This window comes from Telluria sp. RB2R28, from assembly GCF_059685835.1.
The window spans coordinates 469,912-491,230 of the sequence record NZ_JCASIK010000004.1 but is presented as its reverse complement, the minus strand read 5'-3'; the positions used below and the strand labels follow the sequence as shown (position 1 = coordinate 491,230).

The window sequence follows — 21,319 nt, the reverse complement described above, 5'->3', positions numbered from 1 at the left end:
GGGACTCCCCGACACGGAGTCCCGATGGTTAAAGTCCAGCGCAAACGACATACCGGCTGGTGGCTGCTGCTCGCAGCCGTCATCGTCGCCAGCGGCGTCGCATTTGCCATCATGTGGCGTCCCGCACTGGCGCCGCAGTCCACACCACCTTCCTTCGACACCACCCGCATCGGGCGCGGCGCCAATCTGGCGCGCCTTGGCATGTGCGCCTCGTGCCACACGCCGGACCTGTCGCGGCCCTTCGCCGGCGGCAAGCCGATGAACACCCCGTTTGGCACGGTCCACAGCACCAACATCACCCCCGACACCGCGACCGGCATCGGCGCCTGGAGCGAAGCGGCCTTCACACGCGCGATGCGCGAAGGCGTCGCGCGCGACGGTCACTTGCTGTATCCCGCCTTCCCGTACAACCACTATGTACGCATGACCGACGGCGACATCGAAGACCTGTACGCTTATTTCATGACGCGCCCCGCGATCGTGGCGCCGGCGCGCGAGAACCGGATGACCTTCCCGTTCGGGTTCCGCCCGCTGGTGGCGTTCTGGAATGTGCTGTACCTGGACGATGCGCCCTGGCAGCCGGTCGCCGGGCAATCGGCTGAATGGAATCGCGGCGCGTACCTGGCGGACGCGGTCGCACACTGCGCCGCCTGCCACACGCCGCGCACGCTGCTGGGCGGCCCCGATCTGAAGAAGCAGCTTGATGGCGGCGAAGCCGATGACTGGTACGCGCCGGCGCTGAACGAGCAGTCGCCCTCGCCCCTGCCCTGGACCCGCGAGCAGCTGCATGCGTATCTGCGCAACGGGGTCGCGCATGACCACGCGATGGCGGCCGGGCCGATGCAGGATGTGGTCACGCACCTCGCGCAAGCGGACGAGCGCGACGTGGCGGCGCTGGCCGCCTGGACCCACAGCCAGCTGGCCAAGGCGCCGCCGCGCGCGACGCCGGCGCAGCAGGCCGGCCCGCTGCCCAAGCCTGCCAATGACGACCCCGACCTGCAGCGCATGACGCTCGGCTACGCCGTGTATGCCAATTCGTGCGCGCGTTGCCACGACGCCGGACGCGACGCCAGTTCCGGCACCGCGCTGCCGCTGCAAAAGGCGATCGCGCTGTACGACCCCGACCCGCGCGACCTGATTCACATCACGCTGGATGGCATCACGCCGCCCGATGGCGAGCCGTCGCGCTTCATGCCGGCCTTTAAAACGATCCTGACCGACGAACAGACCGGCGCCCTCGCGGCCTACCTGCGCAAATATGGCGCGAACCAACCCGTGTGGCCCGATCTGGACAAGGCCGTGCGCAAAGCGAGCAAAGAATGACGACCTACCGCCTGCAGGTAAACGGCAAGGTGCACGCCGTCGACCAGGATGCCGACACCCCGCTGCTGTACGTGCTGCGCAACGACCTGGAACTCAATGGCGCCAAGTTCGGCTGCGGCCTGGGCCAGTGTGGTTCGTGCACGGTGCTGCTGGACGGGAAGCCGGCAATGTCCTGCATGGTGCCGGTGTCCGTCGTCGGCCAGCGGCCGGTGCGCACGGTCGAAGGCCTGGGCAATGCCACCACCCCGGGCGTACTGCAGCAAGCCTTCATCGACGAACAGGCCGCCCAATGCGGCTACTGCATCGCCGGCATGCTGATGCAGGCCACGGCGCTGCTCGAAAAGACGCCGGCGCGGACCGATGCCCAGATCCGCGCCCACATGTCGCCGAACCTGTGCCGCTGCGGCACGCACATGCGCATCCTGCGCGCGGTGCGGCGCGCCGCCAATACGCTGGCAGCAAAGGGCAAGCCATGACGATCGATACCGGCCGCCGCGCATTTCTCGCTGGCGGCGGCGCACTGACGCTGTCGTTCGCGATGCCGGCAACCGCCTTTGCCGCCCCCGGCGAGCTGCCCAAGAGCCTGGACAAGTCGCCGTGGCTCGACGCCTGGATCCGCATCGAGGCCAATGAACGCATCACGGTGTTTACCGGCAAGGCCGAACTGGGGCAAGGCATCAAGACCGCGCTGCTGCAGGTGGTGGCCGACGAACTGCGCCTGGCCCCTGGCCGGCTGCAGCTCGTCACCGCCGACACGGCGCGCACGCCGGACGAAGGCATCACTGCCGGCAGCAACTCGATGAAGGACAGCGGCACGGCGCTACGCCATGCGGCCGGCCAGGTGCGTCTACGCCTGGGCGAACTGGCCGCAACGCGGCTTGCCACGCCCGTGGGCAGCCTGGCGCTCAAGGATGGTGCGTTCAGCGCGGGCGGCCGGCGCGTCACGTTCGGCCAGCTGGTGACGGGCCAGGAACTGCACCTGCGCGCCACGCCAACGCCCGCGCCACCCCCGCCAGGCCCGCGCACGGCAATCGGCAAGTCGGTGCCGCGCATCGACATTCCAGCCAAAGTCACGGGTGGCGCGGCCTATGTGCAGGACCTGCGCCTGCCGCAGATGGTGCATGCGCGCATCGTGCGGCCACCGTCGCAGGCGGCGCGGCTGATTGGCGTCGACGTCGCCGCGATCGAACGCCTGCCGGGCGTGCTCAAGGTGGTGCAGGACGGACGCTTTCTCGCCGTGATTGCCGAGGGCGAGTACCGCGCCGTGAAGGCGGCGACGGCGCTGGCACGGGCCACGCGCTGGGACACGCCGGCGTCGCTGCCGGTGCATCCCGACGTGAATGCCTTCATCCGCGCCCAGCCCGCCGAGGCGTTGCCGATCCTGGCGCGCGGCGCAGCAGGCCAAGCGGGCCGCAGATTCGCTGCGCGCTACACACGCCCGTTCCAGCTGCACGCTTCCATCGGTCCCTCGTGCGCCGTGGCGCAACTGGTCGACGGCCGCTACACGGTCTGGACCCATGCGCAGGGTGTCTACCCGCTGCGTACGGCCCTGGCCGAACTGATCGCCGTGGACGAAGCCACGATCCGCTGCATCCACGTCGAAGGGTCGGGCTGCTATGGCCACAACGGCGCCGACGACGTCGCGGCCGACGCCATCCTGCTTGCGCGCGCCCTGCCCGGCCGGCCCGTGCGCGTGCAGTGGATGCGCGAAGAGGAACACGCGTGGGAGCCGTTCGGAGCGGCGATGGTGGTGCAGGTGGCCGCCACGCTCGACAGCAAGGGCCGCATCGCCGACTGGCAGCACGACGTCTTCACGCCGCCGCACAATACGCGGCCCGGCAAGGCCGGCAACCTGCTGGCGGCCACGCACCTGGCGCGCCCGTTTGCGCCACCGGTCGCCAAGCCTGCACCGCAACCCGAAGGCAGCGGTGACCGCAATGCCATTCCCTATTACGTGCTGCCCAACGCGCGGGTGGTGCACCACTTCCAGCCAAAGCCGGTCCTGCGCTCGTCGGCGCTGCGCGGCCTGGGCGCCTACTGCAATGTGTTCGCCATCGAAAGCTTCATGGACGAACTGGCGCGCGCCGCGAACAGCGACCCGGTCGCGTTCCGGCTGCGGCATCTGGACGATCCACGCGCACTTGACGTGGTCAAGCTGGCGGCAGCAAAGTTTGGCTGGGATGCGTACCGGCGCCCTGCCCGGCGCGGACGCGGCTTCGCGTTTGCGCGCTACAAAAACCTGGCGTCGTACTGCGCCATCGCGGTGGAAGTCGAGGTGGCGCGCGAGACAGGCCTGGTGCGCATCACGCGCGCGGTGAGCGCCGTCGATTGCGGCGAGATCGTCAGCCCGGACGGCGTGCGCAACCAGATCGAGGGCGGCATCATCCAGTCGGCCAGCTGGACCCTGCTGGAACAGGTGCGCTTCGACGCATCGCGCGTGCTGACGGTGGACTGGGCGTCATATCCGATCCTGCGCTTTGCCCAGGCCCCCGAACAGATCGACGTGCACCTGATCGACCGGCCTGGCCAGCCGTTCCTGGGTACCGGCGAAGCAGCGCAGGGCCCGGCGGCGGCGGCGATTGCGAACGCGGTGTTCGACGCCTGCGGCCTGCGCATGCGCGACCTGCCACTGGACCGCACGCGGGTGCGCAAAGCCTAGCTCCAGTCTAGTTGAACGCTTTCCAGAACATGTAGGCAGCCAGCGCGCACAGGATGACGCTGAAGATACGCTGCAGTTGGCGTACCGGCATCTTGTGCGCGGTGCGCGCGCCCAGCGGCGCCATCGATACGCTGGCCAGCACGATGATCGCCAGCGCCGGCAGGTAGATGAAGCCCAGCGACCAGGGCGGCAACCCGGGTTCGCCCCAGCCGAAGTAGATGTTCGACAGCGTGCCCATCAGCGCAACCGGAAAGCCGATCGCGGCACTGGTGGCCACGGCATTATGGATGCGTACATTACAGCGCGTCATGAACGGCACCGAGACGAAGGCGCCGCCCGCACCCACGAGCCCCGCCAGGATGCCAATCACGCTGCCAGCCGCAAACATGCCCGGTTTGCCGGGCAGCTCACGCGCCGCCGCCGGTTTTTTCCCGATCAGCATCTGGATTGCCGAGTAAGCCACGAAGCAGCCGAAAAAGAAGGCCAGCACCGGGGTGTTCATCTGCTTGCCGATCCAGGGCCCGATCCACGCACCGAGCAGGATGCCGGGCGTGAACAGGCGTACGACATGCCACAGCACGGCGCCGTGCTTGTGATGCGCACGCACCGACGACAATGAGGTAAAGAAGATGGTGCCAAGTGACGTGGCGATCGCCATGTGCACCACGAGTTCCTCGGGAAAGCCGCGTGCAGTAAAAATCATCGTGATGAACGGGACGAGGATCATGCCGCCGCCGACGCCAAGCAGGCCGGCCACGAAGCCCCCGAATGCGCCCATTGCCAGCAGGGCCAGGATGAGCAGCGGATCGAATGCGGGCGCCATCATCAAGCCCCCTTGCCGCGCACCAGCGCGACGATGGTGGTGTACTGGGCTTTGGTGACCGGCGAGATCGACAGCCGGCTGCCCTTCTGCAGCAGCACCATGTCGTCCAGCGCGGCCACCGTGCGCAGTTCGGCCAGCGGCACGAAGCGGCCCGCTTCGACTGCCTTGACATCGACCGAGATCCAGCGCGGCGTTTCGGGCGTGGCCTTCGGGTCGTGGTAATGGCTGGCGGCGTCGAACTGGGAGGCGTCGGGATACGGACCGCTGACGATTTCAGCGATGCCGGCCACACCGGGCAGCTTGCCGCCCGAGTGGTAGAACAGCACGCCGTCGCCGACGGCCATGGCGTCGCGCATGAAGTTGCGCGCCTGGTAGTTGCGTACGCCAAACCAGGCCACGGTGGCGCCGGGGGCGGCGAGGACGTCGTCGAAACTGACTTCGTCGGGCTCGGATTTCATCAACCAATAGCGCATCGCGCTGTTCTCCCTGCCAGCACACGATGCACCGGAAGCATCAGTGAATGCGCACATAAAAAAAAAGCGGCTGCGTACCGAGTGCGCAACCGCTTGTATGTTTAGTCCCCGCCTGTGCCGTTTTTGCCGGCATCCTGAACCACAACGGTTCAAGGCGGTCACGGTCAGATCAATTTCGGGTTCGTCGGACTAGCGACGCTCACACCCATCGAACTTGTTCCACGACCTATGCGTAAGAATGGTTCAAGGAATATATGGCAAATCTCGAACACCGCAGGGCAGAAAAGAGTTTACTCCTTTGACCAGCCCTGTCAAACGGATTCGGCCTTTCAGGCCAGATTTTCCTGGTCAGCCAGGACGCGGTCCAGCACCGTGTGCATCGACTCGAGTTTTTGCTTGACCTCGAGGATCGACATGTCCGACAGCGGTCCCTGTGGCGACTTCACCGACAGGAATTCAGCGGCCACGCTCAGCGCCGCCATCACGGCGATGCGGTCGGTGCCCTTGACCTTGCCCGAATCGCGCAGCTGGCACATTTTGCCATCGAGGTAGCTCACCGCTTCGCGCAACGTGCGCTGTTCGCCATCGCGGCACGCGAGGCGGTAGGACTGGCCCATGATATGCACGTCGAGATGAATCATAGTGCCCCCTGACGTTGAGCGTGGGCGAGATGCGGCGGGATCGGTGCATCGGGATCGCGTGGCGCCTCTTGCGCAAGCGCGTCTGCGGCAGGTGCGTCTGCAGCAGGTTCTTCTTCGGCGTCCGACGCATCCGGCGGCTTCGGCAATTCGTCGAGCAGCGCTTCGACCCGGCGCTGCGCTTCGATCAGGCGTTCCTTGAACGCGAGATTTTCTGCGCTGAGCAAGGTATTGGCCTGGCGCAGCAGGTAATTCTCGGCGCGCAATGACTGGGTCAGCTGCGCAAGCCGGTCGATTTTGTCTGAAAGGTCTTGGAATTCGGAAATCATCCGACACTATAGGATCGAGTTGCTTTTTCCGTCAACCGGTGCTCATTGCCGTGCGGCAGTAATAGCACTGGCGTGCGGCACCGATGTGGTTAGCGGTGTACGCTGCCGGCCTTCCGTCGTCTACCAGCGTCGGACAAACGGCGGCAAAGATTGCGAATATGCCAATGTCATCATTGCGCTATATCAAATGTTTAAAATGATTTCGCCATCATGCGCCTTGAAAAGGCAGGTTATCGTCCCTATAATTAGCACTCGTTAGCTGAGAGTGCTAACAACTCTTTGCAGACCGGCGCAGCATTCACAATGCTTGCTGCGACGGCGCCAAAAACGCCAGTTAAACCATTGAATATTAAGGAGTTTTGCATGAACCTTCGCCCTCTGCACGATCGCGTAATCGTGAAGCGTCTCGACCAGGAAACCAAAACTGCGTCCGGCCTGATCATCCCTGATGCCGCGGCAGAGAAGCCGGACCAAGGCGAAGTTCTCGCCGTTGGTAACGGTAAAGTGCAAGATAACGGCCAGCTCCGCCCTCTGGAAGTGAAAGTCGGCGATCGCGTGCTGTTCTCCAAGTATGGCGCTCAGACCGTCAAGATCGATGGCCAGGAACTGCTGGTGCTGCGCGAAGAAGAAATCCTCGCGATCGTCGCACTGTAATTTCTGACCCCATTCACGAACATTTCGGAGAAATAACAAATGGCAGCTAAAGAAGTAGTATTCGGCGACGCAGCGCGCGCCAAGATGGTCGAAGGCGTCAACATCCTCGCCAATGCAGTCAAAGTCACCCTGGGCCCGAAAGGCCGTAACGTCGTGCTCGAGCGCTCGTTCGGCGCGCCGACCGTCACCAAGGATGGTGTCTCGGTCGCCAAAGAAATCGAACTGAAAGACAAGCTGCAGAACATGGGCGCGCAGATGGTCAAGGAAGTTGCTTCCAAGACCAGCGACAACGCCGGTGACGGCACCACCACCGCGACCGTGCTGGCACAAGCCATCGTTCGCGAAGGCATGAAGTTCGTTGCCGCCGGCATGAACCCGATGGACCTGAAGCGCGGCATCGACAAGGCAGTTGCTGCCACCGTCGAAGAACTGCGCAAGATCGCCAAGCCAACCACCACCACCAAAGAGATCGCACAAGTCGGCGCCATTTCGGCCAACTCGGAAACCTCGATCGGTGAGCGCATCGCTGAAGCGATGGAAAAAGTGGGCAAGGAAGGCGTCATCACCGTGGAAGACGGCAAGTCGCTGAACGACGAGCTGGACATCGTGGAAGGCATGCAGTTCGACCGCGGCTACCTGTCGCCGTACTTCATCAACAACCCGGACAAGCAAGTCGCTGTGCACGAAAACCCATTCGTCCTGCTGTGCGACAAGAAAATCTCGAACATCCGTGACCTGCTGCCGGTACTGGAACAAGTCGCGAAAGCTGGCCGTCCGCTGGTCATCGTTGCTGAAGACATCGACGGCGAAGCGCTGGCGACCCTGGTCGTCAACAACATCCGTGGCATCCTGAAGACCGTCGCTGTCAAGGCCCCAGGCTTTGGCGACCGTCGCAAGGCCATGCTGGAAGACATCGCTGTCCTGACCGGCGGCCAGGTCATCGCTGAAGAAGTCGGCCTGACGCTCGAAAAGGTCACGCTCGAAGAGCTGGGCCAGGCCAAGCGCATCGAAGTCGGCAAGGAAAACACCATCATCATCGACGGCGCCGGCCAGGCTGAATCGATCGAAGGCCGCGTCAAGATGATCCGCGCCCAGATCGAAGAAGCGACCTCGGACTACGACCGCGAAAAACTGCAAGAGCGCGTGGCCAAGCTGGCCGGCGGCGTTGCCGTGATCCGCGTCGGTGCAGCCACCGAAGTCGAGATGAAAGAAAAGAAAGCACGCGTCGAAGATGCACTGCACGCTACCCGCGCTGCCGTGGAAGAAGGCATCGTTGCCGGCGGCGGCGTGGCCCTGCTGCGCGCCCGTGCCAACATCACCGTCAAGGGCGACAACCCTGACCAGGACGCTGGTATCAAGATCGTCCTGCGCGCAATGGAAGAGCCACTGCGCATGATCGTCCAGAACGCCGGCGAAGAGCCATCGGTCGTCGTTGCAGCAGTGTTGGCCGGCACCGGCAACTACGGCTACAACGCAGCCAACGGCACCTACGGCGACATGGTCGAAATGGGCGTGCTGGATCCAGCCAAGGTCACCCGTTCGGCACTGCAGAATGCAGCGTCGATCGCCGGCCTGATGCTGACCACCGACTGCATGGTGTCGGAACTGGCTGAAGACAAGCCAGCCGGCGGCATGGGTGGTATGGGCGGCATGGGCGGTATGGGTGGTATGGACGGCATGATGTAATTGCCGGGGCAGTCCGGGCGAAGCGCGCTGCATGTTTCGCCCATACTACCCACGATAAAAAACCCGCGAGGTTCACACCTCGCGGGTTTTTTGTTGTCTGCGTTTCGTGCGGTTCGTACGTTTAGCGCGTCTCAGCGGGCGCGTGGGCCCTTGCGGCGCAGCCACAGCAGCGCAGCCAGTGCGATGCCGCCGAGCCACAGCGTGCCCGGTTCAGGCACTTCGGTCGGCGGGGCCGGTTCGACCACGGTGTCACCAGGGATCGTTGGCGTGGCCGGCACGGTCGGGGTACCTGGCATGCCATGCGTACCCGGCGTACCAGGGCTATCCGGCGTGCCAGGCGTGCCAGGGATACCCGGCGTGCCCGGCGTGTCGGTACCGGTACCTGGCGGTGGCAGAGGCGGCCGCGTATCAACCGGCAGTTCGGGCACACCGTTGCCGCCGCCGTCCCGCACGGGGGCCGGGGGCAAAACCGCGTTGCCGCCAGGGCGATCCGTGCCGACTGGCGGACTGACGCCTCCCGGCACCGTGCTCCCGCCACCATCGCGGACCGGCACTGGTATGTCATTGCCGGTGTCGTCGCTGCCGCCGACAGGGCCAGCAGGGCCCAGCACGCCGCCAGAATAGATTGGCGAGCCATACCAGCCCGGCAGGCCAGGTGGTTGCCCCTGGCGGGACGGCATCGGCGTCGGCGTCGTATTTTCCGGCGTCAGCAGGCCAGCGCCATCGGGGAAGCTCGTCGCGTAGTAGCGCTGCCCCACTGCCTCGCTGGTGGACAGGTCGTCCATGCTCACGGGCACTATGCCGCCCTCTTCACCGGCCACGCCAACCATGTCGGATGGCGCGCCGACAGCGAGCACGGTATCGAGTTCGGCTTCGCTTGGCCCGTGGGGTTCTACCGGATACTGCGGCACGTCCGAAATGCGGTTGGCGCAGCGGGCGCGGATCTCGTGTTCGCCATCGGTCAGCAGCGTCTCGCCCTTCTCGAGCATGACCTTCTTCGACGTCCAGTAGATCTGGTCGTTCTTCCGGTACGACACATAAACCGCGCGCGGCGCCGTCACAGTCACGGCGCGGGCATTGTCGACATTGAAGGTCGCGTAGTGCGCCGCCACCAGCCGGTCGGATCGCACAATCTGCGCCAGTTCACCCTTGTCCGCCACGCCGCCGGGCACAACCGAGTGCCGGTAGATGCGCCGCGCCGCGCCTGTCTGCTGCGCCGTGGGCGCCGTCGGGCTCAACGCATGCGCCGGCGCTGCAGTAACCGGTGCCACGTTCGAGGCCTGCCCGAACGTCGGCCAGCTGATCGATGGCGATGGCAGCACGACGCCGGCCACGCCGACGGCAACGCCGACCACGGCCAACGTCATCAGGCGCTTTTCGCGGTGCGAGCTTCGTTCGAGACGACGTTGATAAGTAGCGCGGCTGTCCATACGGTGTACTGACTGGTAGGAGTGATCCTACAGAATATCATTACTTGCATCAACAAAATCAGATGCCGACATGAAACACATGGAGAGCGTGGCGTAAACCATGAAAGGATTTCCATGTGGAAATAATAACGTTCATGTGGACGTCGCAGACGACGTATTTGCCGCTAAAACAAGCATGGTTTAGTATGGCCGTCTTATCTACCGGAACCTGCCATGTCCCCACGCGCCGCTGCCTTCCCTCCCCTGCGCACGACCCTTGCCACGCTGGCACTGTGCTGCGCGGTCGCTGCCTGCCAGCGCGCCGAGCGGCCCGCGTCGCCGCCTGCCCCGGCGCCGGCTGCACCCGTCGTCCAGGCGCCTGCGCACAGCAAGGAACAGGCCATGGCCGCATTGCTGGCATTACCGGAACTGACTGCCTGGTCGGCGCAGATCGAGCGACGCACGGGCGGCAAGGCGCGCGGCGCCGTGGTCGAAGACGATCCGGTACCGCGCGAGGTGAATGGCAAGACCTACTACCAGCTGAGTTTTGTCGAAAACCGCGCGCAGGACGCGCGGCGGCAGGAAAGCTTTCTGGTCGCGCAGGACGGCAGCGAGATCCTCGTCGAGGACACCGAGTCCGACACCCTCCTGAGCCTGCAGGAATGGCGCCGCACGATCGAGCGCTTCAACCTGAAAAGCGCGGATTAACTATCCAGGTGCGAGATCAGCAGCCGGCGCGGATCCTGACCTGGCGCCGGTCCGTGCTGGCCATCGACCGAGATCCCGACGGCCATGATGTCGATCAGCAGCAGCTGCAGGATGCGCGAAATCATCGACAGAAAACTCGTGCTGTCCTCGGCATGGTCGACCGCCAGGCACACGCTGGCCTTGCGCGCCAGCGGCGACTGGCTGTTGCTGATCGCAATGACGTCGGCGCCGGCAGCGCGCGCGATGTCCACCGCCTCCAGCAGTTCGGGCAAGCCACCTGAATTCGATACCGCAATCACCACGTCGCCCGGCCCCAGCAACTCGGCGGCCAGCGTGAACAGGTGCGCGTCGCCATACAGCGCGGTCGGGATGCGGAAGCGGAAGAACTTGTGCTGGCCATCGAGCGCCACCGCGCGCGAATTGCCCATCGCGTAGAACTCGACGCGCTTGGCGCGGCTGACCATCTCGATCGCACGGTCCAGCGAGCGCACATCGAGCTGGTCGCGAAAACGCAGGATCGCCGATACGGTGTTGTCGATCACCTTGGCCGACAGATCGTGCGTGCTGTCGCTCAGGCGCACCTGACTGTGGCGCACCGGGATCGAGCCGGTCAGGCTGCTGGCGAACTTGAGCTTGAAGTCAGCCAGGCCCTGGAAGCCCAGCGAGCGGCAAAACCGGATCACGGTCGGCTGGCTCACGTCGGCCAGGCGCGCGATCTCGGCAATCGGTTCATTGAGCACCATGCGCGGCTGGTCGATCACGAGGCTGGCCACGCGCCCTTCGGCGGGCGAGAGCTCGTGGCGCAGCTGCGTGATGCGCTCCATCAGCGTGTTGGCGCCGCTGCGCCCGCGCAGGTGTTCGGCCAGGATGGTGGCCACGCCGTGAAAGGCGGGGTTCGGCGTCGTGATCACCCAGGTCGGAATGTCGGCCAGGTAGTCCGAGAACCGGCCCTTGGCTTCGAAGCGCGCGCGAAACGGCGAGCTGGCAAACCACTCGCCCAGGCGCGGCACGATGCCCCCGCCGATGTACACGCCGCCAAAGGCGCCCAGCGTGACGGCCAGGTTGGCCGCCGCGCCGCCCAGCATGCCGCAGAAGCACTCGAGCGTTTCCAGGCACAGCGCATCGTTCTGTTCGAGCGCGCCGGCCACGATCGTTGCGGCCGTGCGCGGCGCGGCGTCGACGCCATTGCGGTCGGCCAGCGCGCGGTAGATCACTTCCATCCCGGGCCCGGAAATCAGGCGTTCGTTCGACACGTGCGGCCACTCGCGCCAGGCGTATTGCAGGATCGCGAATTCGCGTTCGTCGAACGGCGCGAAGTTCACGTGCCCGCCTTCGCTGCCCAGCGTGACGAAACCATCGGCGGTCGGAATGCCGCCCGAGACGCCCAGACCCGTGCCCGGGCCCAGCACGCCGATGACGGCGCCCGGCACCGCCTTGCCCGGGCCGACCTGCATCAGGTCGTCGCGCGCAAAATTGGGCAAGGCCGTGGCCAGCGCCGTGAAGTCATTCACGATCAACAGCGTGGCCAGGCCCAGCTCGCGCCGCACCGCATCGGTGGAAAACTCCCACGCGCGGTTGGTCATGCGCACATAGTCGCCGCTGATCGGATTGGCCACCGCAAAGGCGCCGTGGTGCAGCGTGACGTCCTGGTGGTCGAGCAGGTAATGGCGCAGCAGCGGCACGATGCCGGCGAAGTCGTCGCAGCGCAGCACCGCCACGTCGCGAAACACGCCGGATGCGTATTGCAGCGCGAAGCGCGCATGCGTGGCGCCAATGTCCGCCAGCAGGCGCGGGCCATCGGCAAACGCCGTGCGCGCGAATTTTTCGGGCTGCGCGCCGGCCATCAGCGGTTCGCCGCCACGGTGCCGAACCAGGCGCCGTACGGCGCCAGCGTGACGCGGCCCTGCTGCGCGCTGCCGGCCAGGCCGTCGACCGGCATCTGCGCCACGCCGTCCGTTGCCGGCCAGTCGAAGCTGACTTCTTCGTTCGACAGGTTGAACGCAGCCAGCACACTGTCGTGCCCTGCCAGGTCGCGGCGCAGGGCCAGGACCGGCTCGGGGGCATCGAAGAACGCGATCTCGCCGCGCGTGAGTTGCGGCAGGCTGCGGCGCAGGGCGATGAAGCGGCGCTGGAAGTTCAGCATCGAGTCATGGTCGCTGTCCTGCACGTCGACGGCAGCCTTGACGTGCGCGGCGTCCACCGGCAGCCATGGCTGGCCGTCGGTAAAGCCCGCGTGCGGCGCATCGGCGACCCACGGCATCGGCGTGCGGCAGCCATCGCGGCCCTTGAACTCGGGCCAGAAGGTCTTGCCGTACGGGTCCTGCAGCAGTTCGTACGGCACATCGGCTTCGGTCAGGCCGAGTTCATCGCCCTGGTACAGGCATGGCGTGCCCTTGAGCGAGAGCTGCATCGCCAGCACCAGCTTGGTGAAACCAGGGGCCGGGTTGACGCCGCCCCAGCGCGTGGCGACGCGGATCGCATCGTGGTTGCCGACTGACCAGGAGGCCCAGCCATCCTTGACGCGCTCGTTGAATTCTTCGACCTGGCGGCGCACGTGCGCGGCCGTGAAGACCGGCGTGAGCAGGTTGAAGCTATAGGCCATGTGCAGCTTGTTGCCGCCTTCGGTGTACTCGCTCATCTGGGCCAGCGCATCGTCCGAGCTGATCTCGCCGATCGAGACGGCGCCGAATTCATTCAGTTGTGCGCGTACGCGCTCGAGGAACGCGATGTTTTCGGGCTGCGTCTTGTCGTACAGGTGCGCCTGCATGCCGTACGGGTTCACATCGGTCACGGTCGACGTGTCGCGCACCAGCGCCGGCGGGTTGCTGCGCAGCTGGCGGTCGTGGAAGTGGAACACGCACGCATCCATGCGCACGCCGTCGACGCCGCGCTCGAGCCAGAAACGCTGCGCGTCCAGATGCGCCTGCTGCACCAGCGGATTGTGGAAGTTCAGCTGCGGCTGGCTCACGAGGAAGTTGTGCAGGTAGTACTGCTTGCGGCGGGTATCCCACTGCCACGACGAGCCGCCGAACACCGACAGCCAGTTGTTCGGCGGATTGCCGTCCGGGAGCGGGTCAGCCCACACATACCAGTCCGACTTCGGATTGTCGCGGCTGGCGCGGCTTTCGATGAACCATTTGTGCGTCTCGGCCGTGTGCGACATCACCTGGTCGATCATGATTTTCAGACCCAGGCTGTGCGCCTTGGCGACCATGCGGTCAAAGTCGGCCAGGTCGCCAAACAGCGGATCGACGTCGCAATAATCTTCGATGTCGTAGCCGAAGTCGGCCATCGGCGACTTGAAGAACGGCGACAGCCAGACGATGTCCACGCCCAGGCTCGCGATGTAGTCGAGCTTTTCAGTCACGCCGTTCAGGTCGCCGACGCCATCGCCATTGGTATCGAGGAAGCTGCGCGGGTACACCTGATAGATGATGGCTTCGCGCCACCAGTTCGGGTTGTCGGTCGTCGAGATCTGGGTCATTGGCTGGTCCGGGCGGATGCGTGATGTGGAATTCTAGGCAATATACATCAGGCGAACCTTCTTGACAATTCCATCCAGTCAGCCATAAATCCCATTTAGTCATTTGATTTCAATGACTTGAAACGTTATAGGCGATTCTGCCGATTCTTCGTCCGTACCTAAACTACGTATGCATGTTGCCACTTTGTTTCTAGTTTGTTTCACGACAATTTTTATGTTGCAAAGAGAGGCGTCCCCGTCATAGCATCGCGTCTGTTTGCCAATTCAAGGAAGCGGTTCGATGACAACTCTCGTAAAACCAGGCACCGGGCGCATGCCCCGGCAAATCCCCTACATCATTGCCAATGAGGGGTGCGAACGCTTCAGTTTCTACGGGATGCGCAACATCCTGACGCCTTTCCTGATCACGACGCTGCTGATGTTTTTGCCGGAAGACATGCGCACCGGTGAAGCCAAGCACGTGTTCCACACCTTCGTCATCGGCGTCTACTTCTTCCCGCTGCTGGGCGGCTGGCTGGCTGACCGCTACTTCGGCAAGTACAACACCGTGTTCTGGCTCAGTCTCGTGTACTGCCTCGGTCACGCCTGCCTGGCCATGTTCGAGGACAACGTCAACGGTTTCTACTTCGGCCTGTTCCTGATCGCGCTCGGCTCGGGCGGCATCAAGCCGCTGGTGGCCAGCTTCGTCGGCGACCAGTTCGACCACACCAACAAGGACAAGGCGAAAGTCGTCTTCGACGCGTTCTACTGGATCATCAATTTCGGTTCGTTCTTCGCCTCGCTCCTGATGCCGCTGCTGCTGCGCGACTACGGTCCGGCCTGGGCCTTCGGCGTGCCCGGCATCCTGATGTTCATCGCGACCATGGTGTTCTGGAGCGGCAAAAAGAAGTACGTGCACGTGCCGCCGGCGCCCGCCAATCCGCACTCGTTCATGCGCGTGGCAAAAAGCGCGCTGCTGGCCAGGCAGCCCGGCCAGGGCCGTCCGGGCCTGAATCTGGCCTTGCTGGGCGCAGCCGGCGCATTGGCTTCGCTGGCCATGGCCGCGCAATGGGGTTTCGTGATCGCCGCCTGTACTGCCCTGGTGCTGTTGATGGCCTTTGGCGGCATGGGTACCTCGATGCAGCTGGACCGCGCACGCGGCCTGCATCCGGACGACGCCGTGGACGGCGTGCGCGCCGTGCTGCGCATCCTGATCGTGTTCGCGCTCGTCACCCCGTTCTGGTCGCTGTTCGACCAGAAGGCCTCGACCTGGATCGTGCAGGCCAATACGATGACCACACAGGTGAACCTGCTGGGCTGGACCTTCGACGTGATCCCGGCCCAGATGCAGGCCTTGAATCCCCTGCTCGTGATGCTGCTCATCCCGATCAACAACATCGCCCTGTTCCCGCTGATGCGCAAGATGGGTGTCGAGCCGACGCCGCTGCGTCGGATGACCGCCGGCATCGCACTCTCGGCCGCGGCCTGGATCGTTGTGGGCAATCTGCAGGTGGCGCTCGACGCCGGCGACGCCGTCTCGATCGCGTGGCAGATCGCGCCGTATGCGCTGCTCACGCTGGGTGAAGTGCTGGTCTCGGCGACGGGTCTGGAATTCGCGTACAGCCAGGCGCCAGCCTCGATGAAGGGCGTAATCATGGCGCTGTGGTACCTGGCCGTCACGGTCGGCAACCTGTGGGTGCTGATCGTCAATGCCAGCGTGAAGAACGAAGCAGTGATCGCGTATATCGAAGGCTCGGGCGTGGGAGTGATGGCGTTCCAGATGTACTTCTTTGCCGCGTTTGCGCTGCTGTCGGCAGCGGCGTTCGGCTGGTATGCGACGCGCTACCGCATGGTCGACCACTATCGCAGCAGTGTCGCGGGGTAAGCGGTCCATGAAACGTCACCTTGTCCTGCTTGCAGCATCGCTGTCCTCCAGCGCTTACGCTGCTGTTCCTCTCGCCACCTGCGACAGCCCGGCCTTCCAGGAGGTGCTCAGCGCCTCCGCCACCAAGCTCGATGCGCGCGCCGTCTGGCTCGACCGCCGCCTCGTGCGCTGGCCCGGCGCGGCTGCAGATGGCGTATATCGGCTGTACCACTCCCCCGCCGGCGGGATCCAGGCCACGGCCGGCAGCAAGGTCTCCGGCAGCGCCGGTTCGATCACGCTGGCCGTCTCGCGCGTCGCGGTGCCGCAAGCCGTCGCCACACGCTTCAAATGGGTCGCCAGCGGCCCGACCCTGAGCGTGCAGGAAGCCGACCTGGCGCGCCTGCCTGCCCTGCACCGCGAACAGCTGGTGCTGGTCCACGAGAACGCGGATGGCACCGTGCGCGACGCAACGCGCGTGCAAGCGGCCGGCGCGCTCGACGACCTGTATGCAGCGGCCGAACGCATCCCGGACCTGGGCGCGACGCCCACCGGCAACCAGACCGCCTTCAAACTGTGGGCGCCGACCGCACGCGATGTGGCGGTGTGCACCTATGACAGCGCAACGGGCCGCGCCAACGCCGTGCTGCCGATGACGCTAGATGCACGCACCGGCGCCTGGGCTGCCAGTGTCCCGCGCGATTTGTCCGGCACCTATTACAAGTACGCGGTCGACGTCGTCGCCGATGGCGCGGGGCTGGTACGCAACCTGGTGACCGACCCGTACTCGGTCAGCCTGAATGCGGACTCCAAACGCAGCTACATCGCCGACCTGGATGCGCCGAGCCTCAAGCCAGCCGGCTGGGACGCCACGCAGCCACCGGCCACGGTCAAGGCGCAGACCGACATGGTCATCTACGAGCTGCACGTGCGCGACTTTTCGCTGATCGACCAGACCGTGCCGCCGGCCAAACGCGGCAAGTACGGCGCGTTCGGCGAGATGAACTCCAACGGGATGCGGCACCTGCGCGCGCTGGCACAGGCCGGCCTGACCGACATCCACCTGCTGCCCGTGTACGACATCGGCAGCATCCCCGAAGTGGCGTGCGCGCAGCCCGCCCCTGCCGGCGCGCCGGATGGCGAAAGCCAGCAGGCGCTGGTCGTCAAGACCGCGCACACCGACTGCTTCAACTGGGGTTACGACCCGCAGCACTTCAACGCTGTCGAAGGCAGTTACGCAAGCGACCCGCAGGACGGCGCGCGCCGCATCATCGAGTTCCGCCAGATGGTGATGGACCTGCACAAGGCCGGCCTGCGCGTGGGTACCGACGTCGTCTACAACCACACCTTCATCGCCGGCCAGGAAGAAAAGTCGATCCTCGACCGCGTGGTGCCGGGCTACTACCATCGCCTGAACGCCGTGGGCGGCATCGAAGCGTCGACCTGCTGCTTCAACACGGCGACCGAAAACACGATGATGGCCAAGCTGATGATCGATTCGTCGGTGCTCTGGACGCGCCAGTACAAGATCGATTCGTTCCGCTTCGACCTGATGGGCCACCAGCCGCGCGAAGCGATGGTGCGCCTGCAGCAGGCCGTCGACGCGGCGGCGGGCCGTCACGTCCAGCTGATCGGCGAAGGCTGGAACTTCGGCGAAGTGGCCGACGGCGCGCGCTTCGTGCAGGCGTCGCAGCTGTCGCTGAACGGCACCGGCATCGGCACCTTCAGCGACCGCGCGCGCGACGCCGTGCGCGGCGGCTCGCCCGGCGACTCGGGAGAACCGGTAATCAAGCAGCAGGGCTATATCAATGGCCTTGTGTACGACGCCAACGCCCTTGGCGGCGACGCCCAGAAGGCCGAGCTGCTGCGCGCGGCGGACCTGATCCGCGTCGGCCTGGCCGGCTCGGTGCGCACGTATCCGATGCAGGGGCACGATGGCCAGGTGCGCCAGTTGCAGGCAATGGTCTACGGCGGCAACCAGCCGGCCGGCTACGCGAGCGAGCCGGGTGAAGCAGTCAACTACGTCGAGAACCACGACAACCAGACGCTGTACGACATCAACGTGCTCAAGCTGCCCGTGGCAACGAGCAGCGCGGAGCGCGCGCGGGTTCAGGTGCTGGGGATGGCGATCAATGCGTTCAGCCAGGGCGTGGCGTATTACCACGCCGGCATCGACACGCTGCGCTCGAAATCGCTGGACCGCAACAGCTTCAATTCGGGCGACTGGTTCAACCGCATCGACTGGACGTACCAGGACAACTTCTTCGGCACCGGCCTGCCGCCGGCGCCGGACAATGCCAAAGACTGGCCGCTGTTCAAGCCGTTGCTGGCCAATGCCGCGATGAAGCCAACGCCCGCCGACATCGCATTCGCGCGCGACGCCTTCCGCGACCTGCTGCGCATCCGCGCCAGCAGCACGCTGCTGCGCCTGCGCACGGCCGACGACATCAACAAGCGCCTGCGCTTCTTCAATACGGGGCCGCAGCAGGAGCCGACCGTGCTGGCCGCCTGGCTCGATGGCAAAGGCTATCCGGGTGCGGGCTTTGCCGGGATGGGGTATCTGGTGAACGTCGACAAGCGGGCGCACACGATCAAGGACGCCACGCTGCGCGGCAAGCGCCTGAAGCTGCATCCGGTGCACAGCGCACCTGGCGCGGCCGACAAGCGCGCGCTCAAGGCGCGCTTCGACAGCGCCAGCGGCACCTTCACGGTGCCGCCGCGCACGGCGGTGGTGTTCGTCGAGTAGGGTGGACGGCTACGCCGTCCACGCGGGGATCGCTGGCAGCGGGATCAGCCGGCATGCTCCAACACAGGCACCGGCGCCGCCACCATCGCCAGCCGCGCAATCGCAAACGTGTTGCGCCCCTTGTCCTTGGCCTCATACAAGGCGCTGTCGGCCAGCTCGCTGATCGTCAGCGCCGTCACGCCCGGTGCGTCGGCCAGCGCAATGCCGATCGTCGCACTGACGGAAATCGGCTGGGAGCCGACCATGAACGGCGCTTCCATCGTCTGCATGATCTTCTTGGCCACCAGCTCGACGTCGCGCGGCGAATTGACTTCGTCGAGCAGCACCGTGAATTCGTCGCCGGCCAGGCGCGCCACCATGTCGGAGCTGCGCACCACCTTGCGCACGCGCCGCGCGAATTCGACCAGCACCATATCGCCCACCGCGTGGCCGTACGTATCGTTGATCCGCTTGAAGAAATCGATGTCGAGATAGAACAGCGCAAAGGCACGCTCGCGCTGCGGCGCACGTTCGACGGCTGCCTGCAGCGCCAGCTCGAACTGGCGCCGGTTCGGGATGCCGGTCAGCGCATCGGTGTGGGCCAGCGCATGCAGGTTCCGTTCGTGCATGCGCGCGGCGGTGGCGTCGGTCGTCAGGATGTACACGCCCACCACCTCGCCGTCGCGCAGATGCGGCAGGAAAGTCGAGTGGACGATGCGAATGTGCTTTTTACGCACGATGTCATGCTCGCACTGCGATGCCTTGCCCAGCCAGGCGTCGTCCAGCGCTTCCTTCTGCTGCAGGTAGAAGTCTTCGCCAAAGGCTTCGACCATGGTCTGGCCCACGACCTGGTCGGACGCCTTGCCGAGCCATGACTGGTGCACCGCATTGGCGAACATGTAGCGGTGATCCTGGTCGAGGTGCGCAATCAGGACCGGCAGGTTATCGGTAATCGTGCGCAGGCGCTCTTCGCTGTCGGCCAGGCGGTCGCGCGATGCTTTCAGTTCGGTGATGTCCTTCATCGCCACGACTGCGCCGAGGGTCTTGCCCTGGGCGCTGCGCAGCGGACGGCCACTGGCCAGCAGCGTGTACGGCACCCGGCCGGCTGGTGCGACGACCATCGCGCCGTCGCGCACGACTTCGCCCTTGAGCGCGCGCACCAGCGGCACGTCGTCCATCGCCATCGCGGTCTGGCCGTCGCCGTGGTACAGCGAGTAGAACAGCGGCCATTCCGATGGCGCGATCGCCTTCAGGTCGTGACCATGCAGGGCGCGCGCCGTGCGGTTGAACAGCGTCAGGTTGCCGACGGCGTCGCAGGCGACCACGCCGACGTCGATCGATTCGAGCACCGCGTCGAGCAGTTCCTGTTTTTCTTCCAGCTGCTGCTGGGTGCGGATGCGGTCCGAGATGTCATTAACGAAGGCGCCGATATAGCGCGCGCCATTCCACTCGTGGGCCGCCACCGTCATCTGGATCGTGATCTGGCGCCCGCTCTGGGTCAGCGCCGGCAGTTCGACATTCTGGTTCAGGTACGGGCCGGTGCCGGTATCGAGCAGGCGGCGGATGTTCGCGTCATGCGCTTCGCGCTGCTGCGCCGGCATCACCAGTTCGGACAACTGGCGGCCACGCGCGTACTCGCCCGACCAGCCGAAGATGCGCTCAGCCGACGTGTTCCACGCCACCACCACGCCGTTGCTGTCGGCGCCGATGAAGCCGCTGAACGACGAGTCGATGATCGTACGGTTCCAGGCTTCGCTCTCGCGCAGCAGCGCTTCGGCCGCTTCGCGCTGCGTCACTTCATGCGACAGTTGCGCGACCTTGTCTTCCAGTTCGGCAGTGCGGGCGACGATGCGCGCTTCCAGGTCGGTATTGAGCGACTTGAGCGCCTGCTCGGCGAGCATGCGCGCGGTAACCGCCTTCAGGTGATTGATTTCGACTTCGACCAGCCCGGCCAGGTCGGCCAGCACCTGGCGCTGCTCCTGGTTCAGGCGGCGCGGCGCGCGGTCGATGATGCACAGCGTGCCCACCGCTTCGCCATCGCTGTAGACCGGCTGTCCGGCGTAGAAGCGGATATGCGGCTCGCCGGTCACCAGCGGATTGTCGGCAAAGCGGGGATCCTGCGCCGCGTCCTCGATCACGAGCAGCGCGCGCGCCTGCACCGCGTGGCTGCAGAACGACAGCGAGCGCGGGGTCTCCGACAGTTCCAGGCCATGGTGCGACTTGAACCACTGGCGCTCTGCATCGATCAGCGACACCAGCGCAATCGGCACGTCGAACGTCATGGCGGCCAGGCGGGTAAAGCGGTCGAAGCGGGTCTCGGCAGGCGTGTCGAGAATCTGCAGTTCGGCCAGCGCGGCAAGGCGGGCCTGTTCAATTAACATTTGGCTGACGATGATAAAACCTCTTCCATGGTCCGGAACACAGACGGCAAGGCAGGACGACCCTGTCGACACGGCGCCGGGGATTGGGGGAGCCACATGAAATGGTAGCACGCAGTGCCGTGCGGAAACTACACGTTCCGTCCCGTGCGTCGCGTGGCGTTGACGTTTTTTTGACAACTTTTAGCGA

Annotated in this window: 16 protein-coding genes and 1 other RNA gene; 8 read left to right on the top strand and 9 right to left on the bottom strand. The window is 65.2% G+C overall.

What is annotated here, in order from left to right:
• The first annotated feature begins 24 nt into the window (after window positions 1-24).
• From AC56LV_RS17730 to AC56LV_RS17720, 3 genes are read left to right on the top strand one after another with little or no spacing between them, the layout of a single operon-like run.
• A complete protein-coding gene (locus tag AC56LV_RS17730) occupies window positions 25-1,323 on the top strand; it encodes a c-type cytochrome (protein WP_499559555.1) in 1,299 nt (432 codons plus the stop codon).
• Window positions 1,320-1,799 (top strand): (2Fe-2S)-binding protein, encoded by a 480-nt coding sequence (locus AC56LV_RS17725; protein ID WP_499559553.1) that lies wholly within the window; start codon window positions 1,320-1,322, stop codon window positions 1,797-1,799. Before AC56LV_RS17730 ends, AC56LV_RS17725 begins: the two co-directional genes overlap by 4 nt.
• Complete coding sequence (locus tag AC56LV_RS17720) at window positions 1,796-3,982, top strand: xanthine dehydrogenase family protein molybdopterin-binding subunit (protein ID WP_499559551.1); 2,187 nt, start codon at window positions 1,796-1,798, stop codon at window positions 3,980-3,982. The genes AC56LV_RS17725 and AC56LV_RS17720 overlap by 4 nt, the downstream gene beginning before the upstream one ends.
• Window positions 3,983-3,989: 7 nt before the next feature.
• On the opposite strand, the gene AC56LV_RS17715 is transcribed toward AC56LV_RS17720, so the two are convergent.
• From AC56LV_RS17715 to AC56LV_RS17695, 5 genes are all read right to left on the bottom strand, one after another.
• Window positions 3,990-4,805: a sulfite exporter TauE/SafE family protein gene (locus AC56LV_RS17715; RefSeq protein WP_499559694.1), complete on the bottom strand. Its 816-nt coding sequence runs from the start codon at window positions 4,803-4,805 to the stop codon at window positions 3,990-3,992.
• Between the two features lie 2 nt (window positions 4,806-4,807).
• Window positions 4,808-5,278 (bottom strand): EVE domain-containing protein, encoded by a 471-nt coding sequence (locus AC56LV_RS17710; protein WP_183555882.1) that lies wholly within the window; start codon window positions 5,276-5,278, stop codon window positions 4,808-4,810.
• Between the two features lie 101 nt (window positions 5,279-5,379).
• Window positions 5,380-5,561: non-coding RNA, 6S RNA (ssrS, locus tag AC56LV_RS17705), on the bottom strand.
• A gap of 46 nt (window positions 5,562-5,607) precedes the next feature.
• Complete coding sequence (locus AC56LV_RS17700; protein WP_258835476.1) at window positions 5,608-5,919, bottom strand: cell division protein ZapA; 312 nt, start codon at window positions 5,917-5,919, stop codon at window positions 5,608-5,610.
• A complete protein-coding gene (locus tag AC56LV_RS17695) occupies window positions 5,916-6,245 on the bottom strand; it encodes a hypothetical protein (protein ID WP_499559549.1) in 330 nt (109 codons plus the stop codon). The genes AC56LV_RS17700 and AC56LV_RS17695 overlap by 4 nt, the downstream gene beginning before the upstream one ends.
• 363 nt (window positions 6,246-6,608) lie before the next feature.
• Between AC56LV_RS17695 and groES the strand changes: the two genes are divergently transcribed.
• Both groES and groL read left to right on the top strand, forming a co-directional pair.
• Window positions 6,609-6,899 carry a co-chaperone GroES gene (gene groES / locus AC56LV_RS17690; protein ID WP_183555885.1) on the top strand — a complete coding sequence of 97 codons (291 nt, stop codon included), beginning with the start codon at window positions 6,609-6,611 and terminating at the stop codon, window positions 6,897-6,899.
• 39 nt (window positions 6,900-6,938) lie between these two features.
• On the top strand, window positions 6,939-8,585 hold the full coding sequence (gene groL / locus AC56LV_RS17685) for a chaperonin GroEL (protein ID WP_499503567.1): 1,647 nt from the start codon (window positions 6,939-6,941) through the stop codon (window positions 8,583-8,585).
• 131 nt (window positions 8,586-8,716) lie between these two features.
• On the opposite strand, the gene AC56LV_RS17680 is transcribed toward groL, so the two are convergent.
• Window positions 8,717-9,952, bottom strand: coding sequence for a PEP-CTERM sorting domain-containing protein (locus AC56LV_RS17680; protein ID WP_499559547.1), 1,236 nt, complete (start codon window positions 9,950-9,952; stop codon window positions 8,717-8,719).
• Between the two features lie 276 nt (window positions 9,953-10,228).
• On the opposite strand from AC56LV_RS17680, the gene AC56LV_RS17675 reads away from it, so the two are divergent.
• A complete protein-coding gene (locus AC56LV_RS17675) occupies window positions 10,229-10,702 on the top strand; it encodes a hypothetical protein (protein WP_499559545.1) in 474 nt (157 codons plus the stop codon).
• Here AC56LV_RS17675 and AC56LV_RS17670 read toward each other — a convergent pair.
• Window positions 10,699-12,546 carry a glucokinase gene (locus tag AC56LV_RS17670; protein WP_499559543.1) on the bottom strand — a complete coding sequence of 616 codons (1,848 nt, stop codon included), beginning with the start codon at window positions 12,544-12,546 and terminating at the stop codon, window positions 10,699-10,701. The genes AC56LV_RS17675 and AC56LV_RS17670 overlap by 4 nt on opposite strands.
• Window positions 12,546-14,186, bottom strand: a complete 1,641-nt coding sequence (locus tag AC56LV_RS17665; RefSeq protein ID WP_499559541.1) for an alpha-glucosidase — start codon at window positions 14,184-14,186, stop codon at window positions 12,546-12,548. The genes AC56LV_RS17670 and AC56LV_RS17665 overlap by 1 nt, the downstream gene beginning before the upstream one ends.
• Window positions 14,187-14,466: 280 nt before the next feature.
• On the opposite strand from AC56LV_RS17665, the gene AC56LV_RS17660 reads away from it, so the two are divergent.
• Together AC56LV_RS17660 and AC56LV_RS17655 are read left to right on the top strand one after the other, a co-directional pair.
• On the top strand, window positions 14,467-16,050 hold the full coding sequence (locus tag AC56LV_RS17660; RefSeq protein ID WP_499559540.1) for a POT-type proton-dependent oligopeptide transporter: 1,584 nt from the start codon (window positions 14,467-14,469) through the stop codon (window positions 16,048-16,050).
• A gap of 7 nt (window positions 16,051-16,057) precedes the next feature.
• Window positions 16,058-18,772: an alpha-1,6-glucosidase domain-containing protein gene (locus AC56LV_RS17655; RefSeq protein WP_499559539.1), complete on the top strand. Its 2,715-nt coding sequence runs from the start codon at window positions 16,058-16,060 to the stop codon at window positions 18,770-18,772.
• Window positions 18,773-18,816: 44 nt separating this feature from the next.
• Here AC56LV_RS17655 and AC56LV_RS17650 read toward each other — a convergent pair whose 3' ends face one another.
• A complete protein-coding gene (locus AC56LV_RS17650; protein WP_499559538.1) occupies window positions 18,817-21,132 on the bottom strand; it encodes a sensor domain-containing diguanylate cyclase in 2,316 nt (771 codons plus the stop codon).
• Between the last annotated feature and the right edge of the window lie 187 nt (window positions 21,133-21,319).